Origin of the sequence: Peribacillus asahii (assembly GCF_004006295.1) — a bacterium.
Taxonomy (GTDB): domain Bacteria; phylum Bacillota; class Bacilli; order Bacillales; family DSM-1321; genus Peribacillus; species Peribacillus asahii_A.
The window spans coordinates 3217701-3240123 of sequence record NZ_CP026095.1 but is presented as its reverse complement, the minus strand read 5'-3'; the positions used below and the strand labels follow the sequence as shown (position 1 = coordinate 3240123).

25 protein-coding genes, 2 riboswitches and 1 other annotated feature are annotated in these 22423 nt (G+C 36.7%); of the genes, 16 read left to right on the top strand and 9 right to left on the bottom strand.

Annotated elements, in window-relative coordinates; genetic code table 11:
- Nucleotides 1-87 precede the first annotated feature (87 nt).
- The 4 genes from BAOM_RS15940 (at nt 88) to BAOM_RS24585 (ending at nt 4295) form a co-directional block, all read left to right on the top strand.
- A complete protein-coding gene (locus BAOM_RS15940) occupies nt 88-1608 on the top strand; it encodes a carboxypeptidase M32 (protein WP_127761120.1) in 1521 nt (506 codons plus the stop codon).
- Between the two features lie 268 nt (nt 1609-1876).
- A riboswitch (purine riboswitch) is annotated at nt 1877-1977 on the top strand.
- 156 nt (nt 1978-2133) lie between these two features.
- Nucleotides 2134-2733 (top strand): xanthine phosphoribosyltransferase, encoded by a 600-nt coding sequence (locus tag BAOM_RS15935; RefSeq protein ID WP_127761119.1) that lies wholly within the window; start codon nt 2134-2136, stop codon nt 2731-2733.
- A complete protein-coding gene (locus BAOM_RS15930) occupies nt 2726-4006 on the top strand; it encodes a nucleobase:cation symporter-2 family protein (protein WP_127761118.1) in 1281 nt (426 codons plus the stop codon). The genes BAOM_RS15935 and BAOM_RS15930 overlap by 8 nt, the downstream gene beginning before the upstream one ends.
- A 148-nt stretch (nt 4007-4154) precedes the next feature.
- Nucleotides 4155-4295, top strand: coding sequence for a hypothetical protein (locus BAOM_RS24585; protein ID WP_164853263.1), 141 nt, complete (start codon nt 4155-4157; stop codon nt 4293-4295).
- 66 nt (nt 4296-4361) lie between these two features.
- Here the strand turns inward: BAOM_RS24585 and BAOM_RS15925 are convergent, their stop codons facing one another.
- A complete protein-coding gene (locus tag BAOM_RS15925) occupies nt 4362-4814 on the bottom strand; it encodes a chemotaxis protein CheX (protein WP_127761117.1) in 453 nt (150 codons plus the stop codon).
- A 165-nt stretch (nt 4815-4979) separates the two neighbouring features.
- On the opposite strand from BAOM_RS15925, the gene BAOM_RS15920 reads away from it, so the two are divergent.
- The 4 genes from BAOM_RS15920 (at nt 4980) to BAOM_RS15910 (ending at nt 10706) form a co-directional block, all read left to right on the top strand.
- Nucleotides 4980-6068 (top strand): type III polyketide synthase, encoded by a 1089-nt coding sequence (locus BAOM_RS15920; RefSeq protein ID WP_127761116.1) that lies wholly within the window; start codon nt 4980-4982, stop codon nt 6066-6068.
- Nucleotides 6068-6598 carry an isoprenylcysteine carboxyl methyltransferase family protein gene (locus BAOM_RS15915; RefSeq protein ID WP_127761115.1) on the top strand — a complete coding sequence of 177 codons (531 nt, stop codon included), beginning with the start codon at nt 6068-6070 and terminating at the stop codon, nt 6596-6598. The genes BAOM_RS15920 and BAOM_RS15915 overlap by 1 nt, the downstream gene beginning before the upstream one ends.
- 131 nt (nt 6599-6729) lie before the next feature.
- Complete coding sequence (locus BAOM_RS24580; RefSeq protein ID WP_164853262.1) at nt 6730-6891, top strand: hypothetical protein; 162 nt, start codon at nt 6730-6732, stop codon at nt 6889-6891.
- Between the two features lie 113 nt (nt 6892-7004).
- Nucleotides 7005-10706 (top strand): dynamin family protein, encoded by a 3702-nt coding sequence (locus tag BAOM_RS15910; RefSeq protein WP_127761114.1) that lies wholly within the window; start codon nt 7005-7007, stop codon nt 10704-10706.
- Nucleotides 10707-10832: 126 nt separating this feature from the next.
- On the opposite strand, the gene BAOM_RS15905 is transcribed toward BAOM_RS15910, so the two are convergent.
- Entirely contained in the window at nt 10833-11666 is an 834-nt protein-coding gene (locus tag BAOM_RS15905; RefSeq protein WP_127761113.1) for a carbonic anhydrase, read from the bottom strand.
- 264 nt (nt 11667-11930) lie between these two features.
- Between BAOM_RS15905 and BAOM_RS15900 the strand changes: the two genes are divergently transcribed.
- The 3 genes from BAOM_RS15900 (at nt 11931) to BAOM_RS15890 (ending at nt 15654) form a co-directional block, all read left to right on the top strand.
- The gene (locus BAOM_RS15900; RefSeq protein WP_127761112.1) at nt 11931-12812 is read left to right on the top strand and encodes a 5'-3' exonuclease; all 882 of its coding nucleotides are present in this window, start codon (nt 11931-11933) and stop codon (nt 12810-12812) included.
- 212 nt (nt 12813-13024) lie between these two features.
- Nucleotides 13025-13168: riboswitch (cyclic di-AMP (ydaO/yuaA leader) on the top strand.
- Nucleotides 13169-13306: 138 nt separating this feature from the next.
- Nucleotides 13307-15133 (top strand): APC family permease, encoded by a 1827-nt coding sequence (locus BAOM_RS15895; protein WP_127761111.1) that lies wholly within the window; start codon nt 13307-13309, stop codon nt 15131-15133.
- 251 nt (nt 15134-15384) lie between these two features.
- Nucleotides 15385-15654, top strand: coding sequence for a DUF6123 family protein (locus BAOM_RS15890; protein ID WP_252282548.1), 270 nt, complete (start codon nt 15385-15387; stop codon nt 15652-15654).
- Between the two features lie 12 nt (nt 15655-15666).
- Here the strand turns inward: BAOM_RS15890 and BAOM_RS15885 are convergent, their stop codons facing one another.
- Nucleotides 15667-16572, bottom strand: a complete 906-nt coding sequence (locus tag BAOM_RS15885; RefSeq protein WP_127761109.1) for a DMT family transporter — start codon at nt 16570-16572, stop codon at nt 15667-15669.
- Entirely contained in the window at nt 16556-16969 is a 414-nt protein-coding gene (locus BAOM_RS15880; RefSeq protein WP_127761108.1) for a reverse transcriptase-like protein, read from the bottom strand. The genes BAOM_RS15885 and BAOM_RS15880 overlap by 17 nt, the downstream gene beginning before the upstream one ends.
- 225 nt (nt 16970-17194) lie before the next feature.
- Between BAOM_RS15880 and BAOM_RS15875 the strand changes: the two genes are divergently transcribed.
- From BAOM_RS15875 to BAOM_RS15865, 3 genes are all read left to right on the top strand, one after another.
- Nucleotides 17195-17863, top strand: coding sequence for a ribonuclease H family protein (locus tag BAOM_RS15875; RefSeq protein ID WP_127761107.1), 669 nt, complete (start codon nt 17195-17197; stop codon nt 17861-17863).
- A gap of 6 nt (nt 17864-17869) precedes the next feature.
- Complete coding sequence (locus tag BAOM_RS15870) at nt 17870-18058, top strand: zinc-finger domain-containing protein (protein ID WP_119115284.1); 189 nt, start codon at nt 17870-17872, stop codon at nt 18056-18058.
- A gap of 96 nt (nt 18059-18154) precedes the next feature.
- Nucleotides 18155-18403 carry a hypothetical protein gene (locus BAOM_RS15865; protein WP_127761106.1) on the top strand — a complete coding sequence of 83 codons (249 nt, stop codon included), beginning with the start codon at nt 18155-18157 and terminating at the stop codon, nt 18401-18403.
- On the opposite strand, the gene BAOM_RS15860 is transcribed toward BAOM_RS15865, so the two are convergent.
- The 5 genes from BAOM_RS15860 to BAOM_RS15850 all read right to left on the bottom strand — a co-directional run bounded on the left by BAOM_RS15860 (nt 18388) and on the right by BAOM_RS15850 (nt 20432).
- Entirely contained in the window at nt 18388-18834 is a 447-nt protein-coding gene (locus tag BAOM_RS15860; protein WP_127762604.1) for an RrF2 family transcriptional regulator, read from the bottom strand. The two genes, BAOM_RS15865 and BAOM_RS15860, sit on opposite strands and share 16 nt — an antisense overlap.
- 234 nt (nt 18835-19068) lie before the next feature.
- Nucleotides 19069-19218 (bottom strand): hypothetical protein, encoded by a 150-nt coding sequence (locus BAOM_RS24575; RefSeq protein WP_164853261.1) that lies wholly within the window; start codon nt 19216-19218, stop codon nt 19069-19071.
- Between the two features lie 148 nt (nt 19219-19366).
- Entirely contained in the window at nt 19367-19528 is a 162-nt protein-coding gene (locus BAOM_RS24570) for a hypothetical protein (protein WP_164853260.1), read from the bottom strand.
- A 40-nt stretch (nt 19529-19568) separates the two neighbouring features.
- Nucleotides 19569-19730 carry a DUF4021 domain-containing protein gene (locus tag BAOM_RS15855; protein WP_252282547.1) on the bottom strand — a complete coding sequence of 54 codons (162 nt, stop codon included), beginning with the start codon at nt 19728-19730 and terminating at the stop codon, nt 19569-19571.
- Between the two features lie 189 nt (nt 19731-19919).
- Nucleotides 19920-20432, bottom strand: coding sequence for a DUF3231 family protein (locus BAOM_RS15850; RefSeq protein ID WP_127762602.1), 513 nt, complete (start codon nt 20430-20432; stop codon nt 19920-19922).
- 83 nt (nt 20433-20515) lie between these two features.
- Here BAOM_RS15850 and BAOM_RS15845 point away from each other — a divergent pair, with 83 nt between their 5' ends.
- Together BAOM_RS15845 and hmpA are read left to right on the top strand one after the other, a co-directional pair.
- Nucleotides 20516-20713: a hypothetical protein gene (locus tag BAOM_RS15845; RefSeq protein WP_127761105.1), complete on the top strand. Its 198-nt coding sequence runs from the start codon at nt 20516-20518 to the stop codon at nt 20711-20713.
- 56 nt (nt 20714-20769) lie between these two features.
- Nucleotides 20770-21969, top strand: a complete 1200-nt coding sequence (gene hmpA / locus BAOM_RS15840) for an NO-inducible flavohemoprotein (RefSeq protein WP_127761104.1) — start codon at nt 20770-20772, stop codon at nt 21967-21969.
- 70 nt (nt 21970-22039) lie between these two features.
- Nucleotides 22040-22256: a binding site (T-box leader), on the top strand.
- Nucleotides 22257-22423: the final 167 nt, after the last annotated feature.

The window sequence follows — 22423 nt, the reverse complement described above, 5'->3', positions numbered from 1 at the left end:
ATAAATCAATTAATAGAAAAAGTATGATTATTTATGGACTTCACATAATATGGTAAAGTTAAAAGGATTGAAAGGGGGAATAGCAAAGTGGCTATTGCAATCGATAAGGTTGAACGAGAATTTTTAGAATATATAAAAAAAATCGCTGCTTATCATGAGGCACTTTCTGTGATTTATTGGGACTTACGTACAGGAGCTCCAAAAAAAGGGGTCGAACAGCGTTCAGAAGTTATTGGGATGTTGTCATCTGAAGTGTTTAAAATGGGTACGAGCAAGGAAATGGCTCACTTTATTGCAACGCTTTCAGCAAAGGATAACCAAGCTCAATTATCAGAAGTAACAAAAAGAATGGTAGAAGAATGTAAAAAAAATTATGAACGTAATAAAAAGATTCCAATGGATGAATATAAGGAATTTGTCATCTTACAATCTAAATCGACAAGCGCTTGGGAAGAGGCTCGTGAAAAAGCAGACTTTTCTTTATTTCAACCGTATTTAGAACAGATTGTTGCTTGTACAAGAAAATTCATTAAATATTGGGGATATGAACGCTATAAGTATAATACGTTATTAGATATGTATGAACCAGGTATGACGGTTGACGTATTAGATCAAGTATTTGCTGAGCTACGTGAACGGATTGTACCGCTTGTTAAACAAATTTCAATGAGCTCGCATCAGCCAGATACATCATTTTTGTATAAATATTTTCCAAAAGAAAAGCAAAAACAATTTAGTTTAGACATTCTAAAGCAATTGGGCTATGACTTTGATGCAGGACGACTAGATGAAACAGTTCATCCATTTGCGACAGGGATTAATCGCGGTGATGTGAGGGTGACGACTCGCTATGATGAATATGATTTTCGTGGAGCCATATTCGGAACGATTCACGAGTGTGGTCATGCGATTTATGAACAAAATATCTCAAGTGCGTTAACAGGAACATTGTTAGATGACGGGACTTCGATGGGAATTCATGAATCGCAATCGCTATTTTTTGAGAATTTCATTGGCCGAAATAAGTATTTTTGGGAGAAGCAATATTCGTTGTTACAAAAATACGCTCCGGAACAATTTGCCGGTGTATCACTAGAGAGCTTCTATCGAGCCATTAACGAATCGAAGCCTTCCCTCATTAGAGTAGAGGCGGATGAACTTACATATCCTCTTCATATTATGATTCGTTATGAAATTGAAAAATCGCTATTTGATGGTGAATTAGAGGTAAAAGATTTACCGAAAGTATGGAATGATAAATATGAAGAATATTTAGGGATTGTGCCAGACAATGATGGAGTAGGTGTTTTACAAGATGTGCATTGGTCTGACGGAAGTTTTGGTTATTTCCCATCTTATGCACTAGGATATATGTATGCAGCTCAAATGAAACAAACAATATTGCAAGACTTGCCTCATTATGACCAGCTATTAACAAGCGGTAACATCGAACCAATTAAGCAATGGTTGAATGAACGGATCCATCAGTATGGGAAAATGAAGAAACCATTAGACATTTTGAAGGAAACGACAGGAGAAGGTCTAAATGCACAATACTTGATTTCCTATTTAGAGGATAAATATAGGGATGTCTATAAATTGAATTGAATCATCAACAAAAGCCTTGGACGCCAAGGCTTTTGTTGATGATTAGGCATATTATACAGTCTCTCGATTTTAAGTACATAGCTTCTAACGGACAAATTTATGTATAATAGTCGAAGTAACTATCGGGAGTGTTTTGTAGAATTAAACTATAGAAATAAATTTGTAATTTCCAAAAAATGCGAACGATGAATTCATATTCGGGAAATAAGTTCGTCTTTTTCTTGAAAAATAGCTTTTCAAAAGTGTATAACGTTGCTATAATGCATGTATTGCATCTAATAGTTTCGCTCGTATAATCGTGGGGATTGGCCCACAAGTTTCTACCGGATTACCGTAAATAATCCGACTATGAGTGGGAAATAAATCTTGTGTATCACGAATGATGAATGTATCCATATTCGTAGAAGCCTGAGAACTATTGTCTCACTTAACAGACAATTGTTCTCGGGCTTTTTGCATAGTTCAAAATCGTGATATTTGCCTAGATGGCCAACAGATAAACATCCTAGATTGGGAGGAAGCTTTATGCAGCTTTTAAAGGAAAAGATTTTAAACGAAGGAGAAGCTCTTTCGGAAACAATTTTGAAGGTAGACTCGTTTTTGAATCACCAAATGGACCCGGTGCTTATGAAAAAAATGGGGGAAGAATTTGCAAAGAGATTTGAGGGAAAAGAGATTACAAAAGTGTTAACGATTGAATCGTCAGGAATTGGTCCTGGTGTGATGACGGCATTAACATTAGATGTACCTCTAATCTTTGCTCGTAAACGCAAATCATTGACGTTAACGGAAGATTTGATCACTTCTTCTGTTCACTCGTTCACGAAACAAGAAACAAATACTATTACGGTTTCTAATAAGTATATTGTCCCAGGAGACAAAGTTTTAATTATTGATGATTTTCTCGCGGTAGGTCAAGCGGCAAGAGGCTTAGTGGATATTTGTAACCAAGTCGATGCAGAAGTTGTTGGTATTGGAATTGTCATTGAGAAAGCTTTCCAAGATGGAGGCAAGGAATTACGAGATCAAGGTTTCCAAGTGGAATCGCTTGCTCGAATTCAAGCATTGAAAAAAGGCGAAATTACTTTTGCAGAAGAAATGGAAGGAGCCGCTGCTCATGTCTAAACAGTCACCGATGAAGGTTGGTTCACTCGGATTACAGCATGTTCTTGCGATGTATGCAGGAGCGGCTGTTATTCCTCTAATTGTTGGCGGGGCTTTAAAGTTAACCGCTGAGCAATTAACGTATTTAGTTTCGATTGACCTTTTAATGTGTGGAGTTGCTACCCTGCTTCAAGTTTGGAAAAATAAATTTTTTGGAATTGGTCTTCCTGTTGTATTAGGATGTACATTTACAGCTGTAGGTCCTATGATTGCAATTGGAAGTCAGTATGGGGTTACATCCATCTATGGTTCTATTTTAGTTTCTGGATTGATTGTCCTTTTAATTAGTAATTTTTTTGGGAAATTGGCAAAGTTCTTCCCTCCAGTTGTAACAGGTTCCGTTGTAACGATTATCGGGCTTACGTTAATTCCTGCTGCGATTAATAATATGGGGGGCGGACAAGGAGCACCTGATTTTGGAGCGTTAGATAATATTGGTTTAGCTTTTGGAACGCTGATTTTTATTCTTCTTATGTACAAGTTTTCTACTGGTTTCATTCGTTCTATTTCGATCTTAATCGGATTGATTGGTGGAACAATTGTTGCTTATTTTATGGGAAAAGTAAGCTTTAAAGCAGTAGAGGATGCATCTTGGCTACACATGCCTGATATGTTTTATTTTGGTACACCTACCTTTAATGTGACAGCTATTATTATTATGACATTAGTAGCTATTGTTAGTTTAGTAGAATCAACAGGCGTCTATTACGCATTAGGAGAAATTACGGGTAAAGACATTAAAGAAAAAGATTTAGTTGGCGGATATCGTTCAGAAGGTATTGCGACGATTATCGGTGGATTATTTAATTCTTTTCCGTATACAGCTTTTTCGCAAAACGTTGGCTTAATTCAATTATCGGGTGCTAAATCGAAGAATGTTATTTTTACAGCAGCTGGTATTATGATTGTAATTGGGTTTATGCCAAAAATCGGTGCGTTTACAACTATCATTCCTTCTGCTGTTCTAGGTGGAGCAATGATCGCTATGTTCGGTATGGTAGTAGCAGCTGGTATCAAAATGCTAAGTAAAGTAGATTTTAATTCACAAGGAAATTTATTAGTTATTGCTTGCTCTGTTGGAATGGGTCTAGGTGTTTCCGTTGTTCCAGGTTTATTTTCTCAAGTTCCAGAGAGTATGAAGGTTTTAACGGATAGTGGAATTGTTGCTGGTAGTTTAACAGCTATTATTCTGAATATTGTGTTCAATGTGATTCCATCGAAAAAAGAGAAATAGGCTCCTGTAGAAGTGAAAAAAGCGGCTTAATATAAAAAACTATCTTCTTAACTCGAATTTGAGTTAAGAAGATAGTTTTTTTGTCAATATCCTTACTTCTCTTGCATATACTGTAAATAATATATAGAGAGAAAGTAAGTGAGCCGAGATGGAGAAGAAATATTGTTTACATTGTCAAACGCTATGCAGTGAAGAAAATGTATGTAAAGTATGTGGTAAACAAGAATTTTGCAGCCTTATTATTAAAGTTCAATATCAATCTGAAAAAGATTCGAAAACAAACTATTAAAAAACCTGCTAAGTATGATACTTTATCATACTTAGCAGGTTTTTTAGATAGTATGAAACATTGCTTTTACATTTTGATCATCAAGATGATATGAATAGTTCCGGTGTTTTGAAGATGGATAGGCAGGCAAATGGCTTTTTCAAATCCATACATTTTTGCTTTGCCGACAAGGACAGTAGGAGGAGTAATATCCATACTGATGTTACTTTGTGCCAAGGTAGTAGCTAAGTTCCCTGCAATCATATTACCAAGCTCTGAGGTAAACGATTCTAACATTTCACCTTCAAGAGGCATGCCAAACATCGCTTCTCCAATTTTACTCATGCATGATTCAGAGCCTTCGATAATTAATCGGCCTGGTATATCTCCTGTCATCCCGATTAATACACTAAGAGCTTCTTGTTCGAAAGGTTGGTTAATTAGGTTTGGTTTGTCCGTTTCCATTGTGAGTGGTAATACTGACTTTACAGCTGAAATCGTTCCATTTAAAACAGTTGTAACATGAGTACTAATGGCCATTTTCATTTCCTCCGATTCCATGAATTTCTTTTATCATACCAAAGAAATAGTCTTAAATTACTATTTGTTTTTAAAAATTTATGAACTTTATTTACAGGGAGAATGATACTTTGAATAATCCTTCAATGACTGGAGATATTAACCACTAATTGAAGGAGTGGGAACATGGCTTATGTATTGTCTTCAGCTCATGCAGAGTTGCCTTATGCGTTAACACAGGACGCGATTATGGAGTTCTCAAGAGAGCTTTTTGGAGAATCATTTAAGAATATCGAACGATTATTACAAGCATTTAAAAATGGACAAGTGCAAACGCGTTATTTGTCCAATCATCTAGACTGGTTTAAAGAAGACCGGACCTTTGCGGAAAGAAACGACATGTATATCGACCAAGCGGTTCAATTCGGTGTAGAGGCGGTTAAGAAGTGTTTAACAAATGAACGATTTTTAAAAAGGGAAGTAGCAGAGAGCGAAATTGATGCTTTTTTTTACATATCTAGTACAGGACTTGCAACACCAACGATTGAAGCTCGAATTATGAATATTCTCCCATTCCGTCCACATACCAAAAGGATTCCGATTTGGGGGCTTGGGTGTGCGGGGGGGGCGAGCGGACTTGCGCGCGCTTTTGACTATTGTCAAGCTTATCCTAAAGCAAAGGTGCTTGTACTTAGTGTAGAGCTTTGTAGTTTAACGTTTCAGAAACGGGATATTTCTAAAAGCAATATCATTGGAACATCGCTTTTTTCCGATGGGGTAAGCTGTATTTTAGTATGCGGAGACGACGTGCCGGCAGCGGAGCTTTCCAGTAGAGGCCAGCAGTTTCATGTGCTTGCGAGTCAATCAACACTTATGCCTGATTCATTAGATGTTATGGGCTGGAATGTGAAAGATGAAGGACTGTATGTTGTGTTTTCAAAAGATATTCCAACAATTGTGAAACAATGGCTAAAACCGAATGTTACAGCCTTTCTTGAAGAATATAACGTGACATTGCAAGATATTCGCTACTTTGTGGCGCATCCAGGTGGAAAGAAAGTGATTGAGGCTTATCAAGAGGCACTAGGATTTGATGAAGAGATGACATTGATTTCTATGGAGGTTTTAAAGGAATTTGGAAATATGTCTTCAGCGACCGTTTTATATGTATTAGAACGATTTATGGAACGTGGAGGGATCCGTGGAGAATATGGCTTAGCAGCCGCACTTGGACCTGGTTTTTCTTCAGAATTAGTCTTAATGAGGTGGAACTAATGTTATTTCCGATTTTACTTAGTTTTGTTGTTGGACAACGGTTCATCGAACTAATTATTGCAAAACGAAATGAAAAACAGTTAAAAAACAGCGGTGCGATTGAGTTTGGGGCGGACCATTATCCATGGATTGTCTTACTTCATATTGGTTTCTTTACAGTGTTGCTGAGTGAAGTGCTTCTATTAGATCGTGAGTTATCTTCTTTATGGCCAATTTGGTTGTTGTTGTTTACACTTGCTCAAATAGGACGAATATGGGTGATAAGCTCTTTAGGGAAACATTGGAATACGAAGATTATTGTCTTACCATCAGCTGATGTCGTTATTAAAGGACCCTATAAATTTATGAAGCATCCGAACTATGTTATTGTGGCTACCGAAATTCTTGTGTTATCGCTGTTGTTTAATGCTTACTTCACAGCCATTATTTTTTCATTATTAAATCTTTGGATGATGAGGGTGCGAATTCCAATAGAGGAGCGGGCTTTGCAGGAACATACAGCATATCTTTCTGTATTTAAGCAAAAATAATAAATAAAAAAGTCAAAAAATTCATTGAAAATGATTATCGTTCATGATAAGATTCAAATGAACATGAAAATTATTCTCAATATACTTACTAATGAATGACGATATAAATAATTAAAAGGACGGTGCTTTAAATGGTTTGGTTGTTTATTTTATTAACGGTAGTTACATATAGCTTTGTGATGAAACATGTATTAAGTCATATTCAAAAGCCGGTTAAAGTAGCGAACAAGCAAAACCATGTGAAAAATGAAAATATGGTAACAGTAGTTTCCGTTCAACCAGTCAGATCATGAATCTGGCTTTTTTTTTATGCCTTCATACAATGAGGTCTGAATTTTCCTGTAGGAATAAATGTAGAAATCGTTTACAATAAGTATAAATAAAGAGATATGAGGGGTATGGATTCATGATTCAACAAACATTAGAGCAACAGTCAAAAATAGGAGTTTTGACCGCACTATATGAAAAGTTTCAGTCGGCTGGGGATGTAAGTAATGCCGATAAAATGAAGCAGTTAATAATGAAATGTAATCAAGATGAGTTTGTCCTCGCATTTTGCGGTCACTTTTCAGCCGGAAAATCAAGCATGATTAACTTTTTATTACAAGATCAAGTGTTGCCATCGAGTCCGATTCCAACAAGCGCGAATACAGTTAAGGTGCAAAAAGGGGAGAACTATGCGAAAGTATTCTACCATGATCAGCCGCCTGTCTTATTTCCAGCGCCGTATGATTTTAAGGAAGTAAAGAAATTTGCTAAAGATGGTGACTCTGTCTCAGCGATTACGATTAGTTCAAGTGAATTTCCATTGCCAGAATCTTGTGTCATTATGGACACACCTGGGATTGATTCTACGGATGATGCACACCGGGTTTCGACAGAGTCGGCTCTGCATTTAGCAGATGTTGTGTTTTATGTGATGGATTACAATCATGTTCAATCGGAAGTGAATTTTCTATTTACAAAGGAACTAATTGAAGCAAATAAACCAACGTACTTAATTATTAATATGATTGATAAGCACGATGAGAAAGAACTCAGCTTTGAAGGCTTTCAGCGTTCCGTAACGGAAGCATTCGCAAACTGGAATGTATTCCCAAGTGGTATTTTCTATACATCTGTAAGGGATTTAGATTTAGAAGCGAACCAAATTGAAACGGTACGTCAATTTATTTATGAGATGGCTGAGAAAGGTGAAGCCAGTGGTACAGACACAGTTATGCAGTCTGCCCATGTTTTAATCGAGAAGCATCTTACTTGGTTAGAGGAACAATTTGAGGAAGAGCATGAGAAAGAGTTTACATTATTAGCAGAATTACCGGATGATGAACGAGCGCAAATGACGGAGCAAGTGGAAAGTCTTCAACAAGAAAAGCGTGACATTCTTGCACGAATCAATCATGTGAAAGAACGATTTACGGATGATTTAGAAGAGATTTTGAAAAATGCTTATCTAATGCCAGCTCCTACGCGTGATTTAGCGACAGCCTTTTTAGAATCCACACAGCCTGATTTCAAAGTAGGCATGCTGTTTGCTAAAAAGAAAACAATGGCTGAGAAAGAGGAGCGATTAGGTGCTTTTCTTGCTGATATTCAAGAAAAGGTGAAGATTCAACTGGAATGGCATATTAAAGAAATGGCCGTTAAAGTCCTTGCAGATGCTGAGGTTCATGATGCGAACTTAGAAAGTGAGGCACAATCGCTTTCGATTTCCATTATGGAGGAGTTTTTAAGAGGCTCTTTAAAACCGCAAGCTAGTATGACCGGAGAGTATGTGCTGAATTATACAAATGACTTGGCGAACTCTATAAAGAAAGAAGCACGTGGAGTAGCGGATCAATTTTTAGCAGATTTATTAGCTGCTATGAAGAAGAAAGCGGATAATAAATTACGTCAGCTATCTACTGAACTTGAGCAGTATGCTGATTTTGAAAGAGCATTAAATGCTTCCGCCGCCTTAGGTGATAAAGTAACAAAAGAACAAAAAGAGCTGCAAGATATTGCACATGCAACTTCTGATGTATTCGACAATCTAGCTGTTGACACATTAGTGAATCAATGGCTAGAAGAGGAACGAAATGTGACTGTGAAGATGATGGAAATAGGAAATCACGAAGTACGTGATGGAGCTGGTGCTTCTATTCTTGCAGAAATGGAAGCAAGTGCTGGTACAGACGTGAAGGAAGCATCGGTTGTTAAAGGCGATTTACGCGGAAAAGAAAAACTTCTTGAAACGGCAACAAGTTTACAAGAAGCCGCCCAACTGATTCAGCCTTTAAAAGGATTCCAATCTTTATACAAAGAATTAACAGACAAAGCCAGTCGCCTAGAGCAGCAAACATTTACCGTTGCTTTATTCGGGGCTTTTAGTGCAGGGAAATCCTCCTTCGCTAATGCGTTAATGGGCGAAAAAGTATTGCCTGTTTCACCGAATCCGACGACAGCTGCTATCAATAAAATTATGGCGTCAAATGCGGAGCATTCACACGGTACTGCAACTGTTCAATTAAAAACAGAAGCGATGTTACTCGAAGATGTATCACTTGCGCTAAATGCTTTTGGAAAGCAGGCAAAAACACTGGATGAAGCGTATCAATTTGCGGGTGAGATTGTTGCGAAAGCAGATGAACAGGAAACAGGTAAAACGTATCTTTCTTTCTTAAGAGCGTTTCATCAAGGGTTACCTCCTTACAAAGAGCAGCTTGGTACAGTTATTACAGTAGATTTAGATGGCTTTAAAAGCTTTGCGGCTGAGGAATCGAAGTCTTGTCTTGTTGATTTAATTGAACTGTATTATGATTGCGCCATGACGAAGCAAGGAATGGTATTAGTTGATACACCGGGAGCCGATTCCATTAATGCTCGTCATACAGGAGCGGCCTTTGAATATATTAAAAATTCGGATGCCATTTTATTTGTGACGTATTATAATCATCCATTCTCGAAAGCGGACCGTGAGTTTTTAATTCAGCTTGGTCGTGTTAAAGATTCCTTTGCGATGGATAAAATGTTCTTTATCGTTAATGCGGTAGATTTGGCGGAAACGACAGAAGAATTAGAGGACGTAATCGAATATGTGAAAGACCAATTAAATGGCTTTGGTATTCGCTTCCCGAAATTATTCCCGTTAACGAGTAAAGGGGCGCTTTCAGAAAAGCTTGAGCCAGGTTCCTTCCATCACGCATTCTTGCCGAATAGTGGAATTAGTACGTTCCAATCACGTTTCGATGACTTTATTGAACATGATTTAACGGACCTTGCGATTGAGTCAGCAGAAGCGGCCGTCATTCGCGCAGAAGAACTATTAGCGGATGTAATTGCTGCTTCTAAACAAGATGAGCAAGCGAAATTGCGTGCATTAGAAACGTTGAACGAGGAAAGTCAAGCGATTGCTGACATACTTGCGGTGATTCCGAGCGAAGCAGAGAAAAAACGATTGAAAAAAGAAGTGGATGAACTAACTTTCTATAGTAAGCAGCGTGTCTTTTTACGTTTTACGGATTTCTTTAAAGAATCCTTTAACCCAGCTGTTATTAAAGACGATGGGCAGGACTTAAAGGTTGTATTGAAGCAAGCGCTACAAAGTTTACTAGAATCATTAGGCTTTGACCTTTCCCAGGAAATGAGAGCGACGGCTTTGCGTTCAGAAGTATTTGTTAATAAGTTATTAAAAGAAAAGCAAGTGTCACTGTTACAGCAAATTCAAGATGTTAGAAAGACCATTTCTTTGCAGTCTTATGAAGCGGCAGGACGGGATATTCCTGAATTCAAGCGGGCCTTTGAAGACCTAACAGAAGCGGAATTCAAAAAAGAGTTAGCTCTTTTTAAGAATCCAAAGGCCTTCTTTGAAAAAAATGAAAAAGTGCATATGAGCAATGCTATTCAAGCGCGTTTAGATCAGCCGGCTCTTGATTATGTACAATTCCAAGGTGGACGTATGTTTGAAGCCTACACAGCGATGCTTGAAGAAGAACTAGCTGCCATTCAACAAGCCTATCAACGAGAAATTGCTGATATCTTTGCTGGTTTACGTTCTGCTTTAGAAGAAAAAGTGGATATTCCGTACTATGAAGAAGTATTGGCGAAAATGAAAAGAAAGCATTCTTAATGAAAAAAGCAGACTTACTAAAATAAGTAAGTCTGCTTTTTTACTGTTTTTCGTGTGAAAGGGTGATTCTACATCTCTTTTCACAGTGATACTAGATATAGCTACTAAAATAAAAATATCAATAGATTAACTCTTCCTAATTTCACGTTCATTTAATGGTTGGACAGGACGATGATTATCTGGAAAGATTTTACGAAATGCCTCGATTTGTTCTTTAGACATTTCAATTGGCTGCTCTAATATAATCCAATTAACGTTTTCAGAACACGGGGGAGTCGTTAATGAACCATTATATCTAAATGATTGTTGATCCTTTGGAAGAATCTCCGTTAAGTTTATCGGATTAGCTAGTTTCTTCGCTTCAGTTGTTTTTTCTTGAGGGAGAGCTTTCCAAGCTTGTTCAAGAACCTCATTTGCTTTGCCTTCCTTAATCATTAGCCCTACTACGGCTAATTGATTCTTGTCATCTTTATGTACGAGATGTAATTCCATATCAAAGTTTTGTCCATTAAATTGATGTTCGCTTGGTGTATGAAAATGAAATTGAGCTAATGTATACTTATTATTGTTTAGAACAATGAAGTTATCTGATGTTGCAGGGTTCCCTTGAATAGTATGTCCATTGTTTTCTAGGGAAAATTCAGAGGATATGTAGTTGATTTCTAGTTTTTCAAGTTGTTTATCTGCTTTAATTTGGGATGTCTCAACATTGATAGGGGATTGTTCCTTCCCGTTTATACATGCAGAGTTTAGAGGATCTAACTCACCCCAATGTTCTGGTCCTGTTTCTCCTTTGTAAGACCAATCCGTTTCATGATGTACAGTTGTTGACGTTTCTGTGGATTCTTCTTTTTGAAGCTTTTCTTCCTTGGTTGATTCGGTTACTCCTGAAGAACAACCAGCTAATGATAGAGAAATAAAAGTTGTTAACAGGGTAAAGCTTAATTTACGACCTTTCATTTTGAACCCCCTTATTCTATTTTGTGTCATAATTTATAACACTAGTCACTAAATTAATATAATTTATATATATTTTCAACTAATATTTTGAAAAATAGGAATTATTGACTAGTGTTTTTTAAAAAGGCTGTGTTAAACAATATTGTTGATCAAATGGGTAGGAGCCAAAAATGAACAGCGTCCTATAACAAAGCTCTTTTAAAAAGTAACTATATTAATAAAAATCATGATAAAATAAGTAGACATCATAGTTGAGGTGGTAGTATGTTAGGAAATGAAAATGAACAGTGTCCAACTTTTCTACTTGTAGACGGGATGGCGCTTTTATTTAGAGCTTTTTATGGAACAGCTGTTACAGGACAGTTTATGATTAATTCAAAAGGTGTACCGACCAATGCAGTGCAAGGGTTTTTAAAGCATATGCTAACGGCAACTAATCATTTTAAGCCAAGCCATGTGGCGGTTTGTTGGGATATGGGCAGTCATACGTTTCGAAATGAACTGTTTGATGGGTATAAGGCGAATCGTTCGGATGCACCAGTGGAAATGATTCCACAGTTTGATTTAGCGAAGGAAGTAGTTCAAGCCTTTGATATTCCGAATATTGGACTAGCCGGTTTTGAAGCGGATGATTGTATTGGAACGATTGCGAAGGCGTCAGCTAAGGATAGTCGTGTAGGCATCTTAACGGGAGATCAAGATATGCTGCAGCTGTTAGATGAGCATATTTCTGTTGTGTTATTGAAAAAAGGCTTTGGTAATTATGATGTGCATAATCCTCATAGTTTTTATGAATGGAAAGGGATTAAGCCGAGGCAAATGATTGATTTAAAAGCGTTAATGGGCGATACAGCAGATAACTATCCAGGTGTAAAAGGAATTGGTGAAAAAACAGCGTTAAAATTATTAATGGAGTATGAAAGTATCGAAGGAATTTTAGAAAATTTATCTTCATTAACGAAGGGGCAGCGGGCGAAAATTGAAGCAGAGCTTGAGATGCTTCATTTATCCCGAAAGCTTGCTGAAATTAAATGTGATGTACCAATTTCTTGCTCGCTTGATGAGGCGTATTTTCAATATGATGACGAAAAGGTACGGTATATGCTAGAGACGCATGAATTTCGATCGGTTTTACGTATGTTATAAGAGGGCAGGAGCTTCAGAATAGAAGCTCCTATTTTTTGTATTATTGATCATATATGTAAAATGATGTAGTAAGAGAAGAGTATTATATATTGTTTATCATTAAACATTTAGGAGGGAAGACAATAGTATTATAGAAACATAGGAAGTATAGGTCATAATAAAATTTTTATTTACTTTTCGAATTCACAGCAGTATGCTAATCACAGTTTCATATTTCTAAATCGCTGAAACCGTTTGGTGCGGGGGAACCATTATTAGAATTGGTTAACAATTCAAGGGGTGAATCCTTTCAAGGTAGGGCTACTCAAAGGTCCGAATCCGACAGCTAACCTCGTAAGCGTTATATGAGAAGGAAGGTGGAGCTTGTGAGACAAAAAAATTGATGTCTACAGGTCTATTTAACTTTGACTTGTAGGCATTTTTGCATTTTGTAAAAGATTTTTTCATTTAACTAGGTAATATACAACTACATTTATGTTCGGTGGTGATTCTTAGTGATGGCCTCTATAAAAAGATTTTTAATTGGGCGGCCTTTAAAATCAACGGCAGCCGGGGAACAAAAGCTTAACAAAACAAAAGCTTTGGCTATATTATCTTCTGATGCTTTGTCTTCTGTTGCATATGGTCCCGAACAAATATTGCTTGTGCTAATTACAGTGGGTGTCACTGCATTTTGGTATTCCATTCCTATCGCTGTAGGAGTATTGCTTCTGTTAACGGCTTTAATTTTGTCTTATCGACAAATTATCTTTGCGTATCCTCATGGAGGGGGAGCGTATGTTGTTTCAAAGAATAATTTAGGTGTGAATGCAGGATTGATAGCTGGAGGTTCCTTATTAGTTGATTATATTTTAACTGTGGCTGTAAGTGTGTCTGCTGGGACGGATGCTATTACATCTGCTTTTCCTAGTTTGCATACACATAATGTGGTGATAGCCATCCTTTTTGTACTATTTCTTACTATCCTGAACTTAAGAGGGGTAACAGAGTCAGCTTCCATATTAGCTTATCCGGTGTATTTATTCGTTTTAGCGTTATTCATTCTGATTGGTGTAGGGATATACAAAATCTTGATGGGGGAAGTGTCTTCTGACTTACGTACTCCAATGGGCACACCGGTAGCAGGAATCAGTTTATTTATCCTTCTTAGAGCATTTGCATCAGGTGGTTCTGCGTTGACAGGAGTTGAAGCCATTTCTAATGCGATTCCAAACTTTAAAGAGCCAGCTCCTAATAACGCTGCCAAAACGTTAATTTTAATGGGTTCCTTACTTGCTGTGTTATTTACAGGCATTGTATTTCTAGCCTATTATTTAAGCATTGTTCCGAGTGTAGAGGTAACAGTTGTCTCGCAAATTGCTGAAGAGATATTTGGACGAAATTTCATGTATTTCTTTATTCAAGGAGCAACAGCTTTAATATTAATCCTTGCTGCCAATACAGGCTATTCTGCTTTTCCTTTGCTGGCTGTCAATCTCGCAAAGGATAAGTTTATACCAAGGATGTTTACAATTAGAGGCGATCGATTAGGATATTCGAATGGAATTATCATATTAGGACTTGCTTCCATCGTCTTAATAATCGCTTTTGAAGGGCATACAGAAAATCTTATTCCGCTTTATGCAGTAGGAGTATTTATTCCATTTACGTTGTCTCAGACCGGAATGATGGTTAAATGGATTCGTGAAAAGCCAAAAGGATGGGTTTTTAAGTTAATCATTAACTCCATTGGTGCTGTTATTAGTTTGATTGTTACCATCATATTCTTTTTAACTAAATTTACTCAGGTTTGGCCGGTTTTAGTTTTTTTACCTATCATCATTCTCGTTTTTCATCGAATTAGAAAGCATTATGATGCAGTAGGTGAGCAGCTAAGGGTTACGTCTTGTGAACCTGCTGTACCAATCGAAGGGAATGTAATCATTGTACCTGTCGCTGGCATTACTCATGTGGTGGAGAATTCATTAAACTATGCAAAATCCCTTTCAGCAGAACAGATTATAGCTGTTTACGTTTCTTTTGAACGAGAAGATGAAAAGAAGTTTGAGGATAATTGGAAGAAATGGCAACCTGATGTGAGACTTGTAACTTTACACTCACATTACAGAAGCATCATAGGTCCATTAACTAAATTCATTGATACCATTGAACATAAAGCGAGTGAAGCAAACTATCGGGTTACAGTCGTTATACCACAATTTATACCAAGGAAAGGCTGGCACAATATTCTTCATAACCAATCAAGTTTACTGATTCGTACTTCCTTGCTTTATCGAAGAAATGTCATTATCACGACTGTACCTTATCATTTGAAAAAGTAAAATATATTCGAGCGATACAATAGCTGTTACTTTGAATAGAGCGAACGTATTGAATGAGTAAAGTGATAAAAAATCTTTTTCATTGTAGCAAGTCTACTAGAGCTTTAAATACCATTTTGTTCAGAAGTAAAGTTTACTCTGAACAAAGTGGTATTTCTCATGTTTAGTATTAATTTTTATTAGATAAACGATAGGAAAAAGTCAAATTTTGCGGTAAGATGAAGGAAAAAGTGTACGGAGAAGGTGGAAGATTGGCTTGGTCGACTGAAGAGTATATTACATATTTAGAAGGAAAAGGTTTTTCTTTTGGTGAAGACATGATTGGTTTTATTTATTTTGGAAAACAGTATACGAAAGCTAGTGATTCTTTAGTTAATATTGCGATTGAACTAACATTAAAGGTGCAAAAAAAGTTCGACGGCAGCTTTTATGTATCTTTGCTTGAAACTTTAACAAAAAATCATATTTCTACAAAACGAGAAGCAGAAAAGTTTGCTCGTGAACAAGGCTTATTTCAATAAAATCGGACTCCCTCAATGGAAGTCCGGTTTTATTTTTCTTTTTTTAGCAGGCAGTTCGGCAATAACCATCCCAAACAAAATACATATACAGCCAGCGATTGAAGCGACTGTTAATTTTTCATCAATCCATAGATAGGATGTGAGAGCGGCAAATACCGGCTCAGTCGCAAAAATTAACGCAACTCGTGTTGGAGATGTGTAGGCTTGGAAATGCGTTTGCGCCAAAAATGCCAATGCTGTAGCAAAAATAGCGGTTACAAACAAGGCGCTCCAAACTTCTGTTTGCAACATGATGGTTGGATTGACTAAGACTGAAATATCTTCACCAAAAATCGGTGCTGATATAAAGGATAGAATCGATACGGTAAACAGCTGCACTAATGTTAATGGTAAAGCTGCATAATCGCCAGCGACTTTAGCTGTCATAATGATTTGCATTGCAAAACTAACCGCACATAATAAGATGAGCAGATCACCAAGACTGAATGAGGCTGTATCGACCACTGTCATTAAATAAAGTCCAATTGTGGCTGCAATAACCCCAATGATTGCATTTTGCGATAATTTCATTTTTAAAAGCAATACGGAGAACAGTGGAACAAGCACGACGCTTAAGCCGGTAATAAAGCCGGCTTTGGCTGGAGTGGTATGCAGTAAACCTACCGTTTGAAATGAATATCCTAAAAAAAGCCAAATGCCAATTTTAAATCCGGCAATTAATAAATTTCTTGACCAAACACCTTGTTCTTTTCGGATGAAAAGAACATAAATAATAAGTAGACTTATAAAGGCGATCAAAAATCGAATCCCATTAAAGCTATGTGGTTCAAGAAAAGAAGTTGCATTTTGAACCATAACAAAGGTCGCCCCCCAAATAAAGGCGACGAATAATAACGTAAAATCAGCTGTCTTTCTCATCTGGCCGCTCCTTGTTTAAGTGAATAGCTCGTCTAGCTAATTGATCGGCGGACTTATTTTCAATGCTTGGAATCCATTTTATAAAAAAGAGGTCTAATTGTTTTGCTAAAGTTAACGCTTGAGCAAGCAATGGTGCATAGCGTTTATTTTTGGCGAATTCTTTTTCCATTGCTTGGTTAATTGCTTGTGAATCCGTGCGAAAAGAGACAATTTGATAATGATTTTTCACACAAATTTCTAATGCTTTAATCAATGCATAGTATTCTGCTTCATGATTTTCCAGTAAGCCAAGTGGAATCGAATAGCGTTCTACATGACCATTATTATTAATAAAAATGCCTGCACCGCTTGGGCCAGGGTTCCCAGCACTAGCGCCATCAATATATACTTCAATCATTTTACTTCACCTCGAACTTTGGACTTGAATATGCTATGATTATTCTCTGTTGAAAGTCAGGAAGATGTTTAGCTAGACATGCTCAATTCAAATAGATTTTTTAAGATGGGATAAAGGCATGTAAAACGAATGATACTAGATAACAAGCTCCATCCTAATATATAAATTATAGCTGTAAAATGTTGAAATAGGTATAGAAATTGTTTAGTTAAGGAGTTGAGTTGATTGAAAGTATTGATTCGTTGGACATATTTTTTAAATAAAAAAGGAACAGCTTCTTTTCTTTCGGAATGGCTTGAGGCTGAGTCTGCGCTAGCTATTGTAGAAGATTTAGAAAAAACAGGGCGGGTAAAAGCGGTAGAATTTGAAGATGAAGTAGGAACGGTATGGACGAAAAAAGAACTTGTTAAGCTGTTGACTGAGGTTGAAGATGAACCTCAAAATATTACAGTCTTTTTTGACGGCAGCTACCGAAAAAACGAAAGACTGGCAGGGCTTGGTGTTGCTCTTTATTATACACAAAATAAGAAGAACTGGAGAATTCGGAAAAATGCACTGCTTCATCAATTAGAATCGAATAATGAAGCTGAGTATGCAGCATTTTATGAAGCGGTTAAGCAGCTTGAGGAATTAGAGGTACATCATCAAAGCTGTGTGTTTAAAGGAGATTCACTCGTTGTACTAAATCAGCTCTCGGGAGAATGGCCGTGCTATGAAGAGCAATTAAATCGATGGATCGACCGCATCGAGGAAAAGTTAGCAAAGCTTAACATTCGTCCTGTATACACACCAATTTCAAGAAAAGATAATCAAGAAAGTGACCAATTGGCATCACAAGCTATAAACGGAGAAGAAATTTTCGGCAAGATGCAAATAGAAAAGAAGGAGTTATGACCAGAAATGAATCGGAAGAAGATTTATGAAGAAGTCGAAGAAATGCTATCTTTTTGCGAAGGCTGTTTTGTACAAAAACATTTTCGAAAGGAGAAGGGACGTACGTTTGCGCATCAATTTTGTTTATCTCAATGTACGGTAGGAGAAAAATTAAAAAAGCTTGGTCAAGAATTAACGAATTTAAATGAAAAATGAGCCTTTTCTTGTGCCTTTGTTTGGAAAATTGTCATACATGCCCTTTATGAAGAATAGTAAAATAGTTGAAAGGGCACAGGGGCAGAAGGGGACAAAATGAAACGAAACAAGGAGAAGGAAAAGCTTCTTTATATTCCAGAGATGGATGATTTATTATTAGATTTAAATACAGAACTAGAAGCAGATGGAGAGTCTCTGTTTTATTTTAAGAAGAGAATGACTCAAAAGCAAAGGTGTCAGACCCCCAATCGATTTTTTAAGCCATTTACATCATGTATTTCTGATAAGTATAAAACCTTTTATAAGTCATTCTCTCTTTTTAATCTGAGTTATTTTTCTTTTTGAGCAGATTGGAAGTATGCTTTTAGCATTGCTTTATTTTCAACAATATCAGCTAATGTATATTGATCAAGCACTTGTAGAAAGGCATCTAAGGCCGTGTTAAGTATAAACTTCAAAGAACAAACGGGAGAAATGACACAGTTGTTATGATCTTTGTAGCACTCGACTAAATAGAAATCCTCTTCAGTTCGGCGAACTACTTCTCCAATATTGATATCGGCAGGTGCCTTGGCTAGTCTAAAACCGCCGTTTCTTCCTCGAACCGTCTCGATATACCCCGTTTTTCCAAGATTATGAACAATTTTCATTAGATGATTTTTCGATATATCATACACTTCAGAGATTTCTTTTATGTTCGTTAGCTTGTCGTTATTTTGGGTCGCTAAATAGATTAATACTCGGATGGAATAATCTGAATAGCTAGTTAACCGCATAATTTTCGCCTCACAATCTACACCCGTTCTGTTGAACAAGTTATCAAACTCCTAGAAAAATATGTAACGAATAGGCAAAACATATTCTTAATTGAGAAAGTTTTTAATTTTATAATAGCATAATTGTAAACATGATGTAATGATCTGCTTCAGAACGTAAGTAGTAGAATGATATCTATGACGGGGGGAGAACTCGTAAGTGAAAATAAAAAAACGCCAAAAAAGGCGTGTCATTTAATCGTTTTTACTGACTTTCCCATCGTTTCCTTTGTCAATACCTGTAGCATTATTTATTGTTTGTGCTACTAAGTTCAGCCCTTGATCCATCGCATTCATTGAATTAGCTTTTTGACCAATATTTTTAGATTTTTCTTGTTCTTTCATTTCTATCACCTCTTAAATTATAGGGTTTGTAGTAAATCAAAAAATATTCGAAAGAAATGAGAAGTGTAGGCTACATAGGGCATTAATGAAGTAAAGGTAAAGGGGAATTAAAGGGAAAAAACGCCAAAGAAGGCGTTTCAGTTAGTCGTTATTGATTGGTTTTATTTGTCATATTATTTAATACTCTAGCATTAGGATCCGTATCCCCATAACCGAGAGCATTATCTGTATTGTTTTCTTCAAAAACAGACTGCGTGCTAACGGATTTCTTCTGTTGCTTCTCGTTATTTTGATTTTGTTGGTTTGTCAAATGAATTTACCTCCTACATACATATTAAGATACGCAATTTTTATTTTTCTACATCATGGAGGCGATCTTCAGATTCCGTTTCAGCCATTCCATATAATCCATTCATCTCTTGTTCGTCTGGATCAAGACCTAGGTAATTATCACTGTTACTTTTCATTGTTTCTTTTGGTTCCTTTATCTCTACATCATTTTTCTTCATCATTTTCATCACCTCCACTTATTATGGTGGCTAAAAAAGAGACAAGTATACGTATTTAAGTATCTGAATGAGGAGCAAGATAGATTACTATTCATTTATATTGTGACATCTAAGAAGAATGAAAGCGGGCGAAAATGTAGAACAAAGGGGAGCAATCTTAAAGTAAGATTGCTCTTAACATTTAAATGCGAGCTATTCTTGTTCGGGTCTGTGTACATGAAGAGGAGGTGGAACCAACCACCCTTTATTCTTGTTCAGTCTCAAAAATTTTGCACCCAATTGGGCCTTAGCCGCATGGAATTGGCCATACATCATAGCAATATCTTCTCTAATACATTGTCCAATTGCTTGACTGCATGCAACTAACCCCGCTGCAATATCCATAGAAAGAGCAGTGCTAATTTCTGGATCAGTAAATCTTGCTCCAACAGGTATGTCTTCTAATTTGGCAACCGGACGATCAGGTGAGGCAGGAGGAAGTCCAAGGCCGTTTGCTTTTAGTAATTCCTCTAACTGTGGATTTTCATTTTGCATACACTCAATAGCTTCTTCGATAAGTTTTTTTAGATCTTCATCTCCCGCATGCTGAAGAAATGTTTGATATGCAGTGATTAAGCCATTGTTTGTAAAAAGATTCGTCCATATAGCAAATACTTCACCATAATGCATTGGTTCATCTTTTGGATTGCCGCTTAAGATTCCCATAATTGCACTCCTTATCTCATTTAGATTCATGTTGTTCTCCTTACTGTAAGGAATAAATCACAAAGCTTATTATGTGAAGAGATGTGAAAAGTATTCATAACGATGTTTCACAGTCCGTTTTGAAGAATAACAGCGAGAATATGAAAGACTGTAAAAATAAAGAAGCGATAACATTTGAATATGTACGAAATACAGTTAAAAGAAAGATTGTGAACACTTTTCAAACGTTAACGAAATGTTCACAAAAAGATGTATTTGAAATATTGCTTTATGGAAAATGAAGGTCTATTATAAAGGTGTATTAAAAATACTTGTTTAAAGAAAGAGGGAGTACGTTATGCTATCTCAAAAAACAATTGATATTGTGAAATCAACAGTACCTGTGTTAGAAATTCATGGGGAAACAATTACAAAAACTTTCTATAAAAACCTTTTTGAAGCTCATCCAGAATTATTAAATATTTTCAACCAAACAAATCAAAAAAGAGGCCGTCAACAAACGGCATTAGCAAATACAGTTTTAGCTGCAGCGAAATATATTGATAACTTAGGAGTAATCGTTCCAGTTGTGAAACAGATTGCTCATAAACATAGAAGCTTAGCTGTTAAGCCAGAGCACTATCCAATCGTTGGTGAAAATTTATTGAAAGCGATTAAAGAAGTACTAGGCGATGCGGCAACAGACGAAATTATCAATGCGTGGGCAGAAGCATATGGTGTGATTGCAGATGCATTCATTGGCATTGAAAAAGACATGTACAAAGAAGCTTCTGAGCAAAATAATGGCTGGGAAGATTATAAAGAATTTAGAGTAACAGATAAAGTACAAGAAAGCGATCTGATTACATCTTTCTATTTAAGACCAACTGATGGAACTAAGGTCCCAACTTACTTACCAGGACAATACATTACGATTCGTGTAAATATTCCAGGAGAGCAATACTTATGTAATCGTCAATATAGCTTATCCGTTGCACCTGGTCACGATTACTTCCGCATTTCAGTGAAGAAAGAAGCAGAAGGCGGGGAACATGAAGGTAAAGTATCCAACTACTTACACAAATCTGTTCAAATTGGTGACAAAATTGAAGTTACAGCTCCTGCTGGAGATTTCATCTTGGAAGAAAAAGATACACCAATTGTCTTCCTTGCAGGCGGCGTCGGAATTACTCCATTATTAAGCATGGTTCAAACTGTATCAGAGAAACAACCAAATCGTTCGGTTCAATTTATTCAAGCAGCGAATAACGGATCTGTTCAAGCTTTCAGAAATGAACTTTCTGAGATTAAACTAGCAGATTACGAACTTGGCTTTGTTTATACATCTCCAACAGATATCGATAAAAATAATCCGTATTTTGTAAAAGAAGGCTATGTAGATCGCGATGTATTAGCTGAAACAATTAAACCGGATGCTGATTATTATGTATGTGGACCTGTTCCATTCATGAAATCTGTTATTTCAACTTTAAAAGAACTAGGTGTAACAGAAGAAAAAATTCATTTCGAATTTTTCGGCCCGGCAATGGCATTGTAAGCATAAAATTCCACACTGGAATAGGGGATTATCATTGACATCAGCTCGATAATTTTGCATACTATAGAAAATATGAACGTTAAAAGAAGACTAGTATGTGAAATCTTGCTGTAATAGAGAGCGGTGTCCGTGGCTGTAAGACCCGTAACAGAAAAGGCACTGAACCTACTTCTTGAGTCCTATGAAAACATAGGCGCAGTCTCTAGCGTTATGAGGTAAAGTGGGATGTGACATGTTCACATTCAATCAAGGTGGTACCACGGAAAGCAACCCTTTTCGTCCTTAATCAATAAGGATGAGAAGGGTTTTTTTGTACGATTAGAATGTATAAATGATCAGATAAGCTATCTTGAAGTAGCTGTTGATTTTAGGGAGTGTAACTGCGCCTCTAACTGAAAGGCAAGTTGGAAGCGAGTTTTCTAATATATTAGAAAATTATATTGGAGGAAGTATG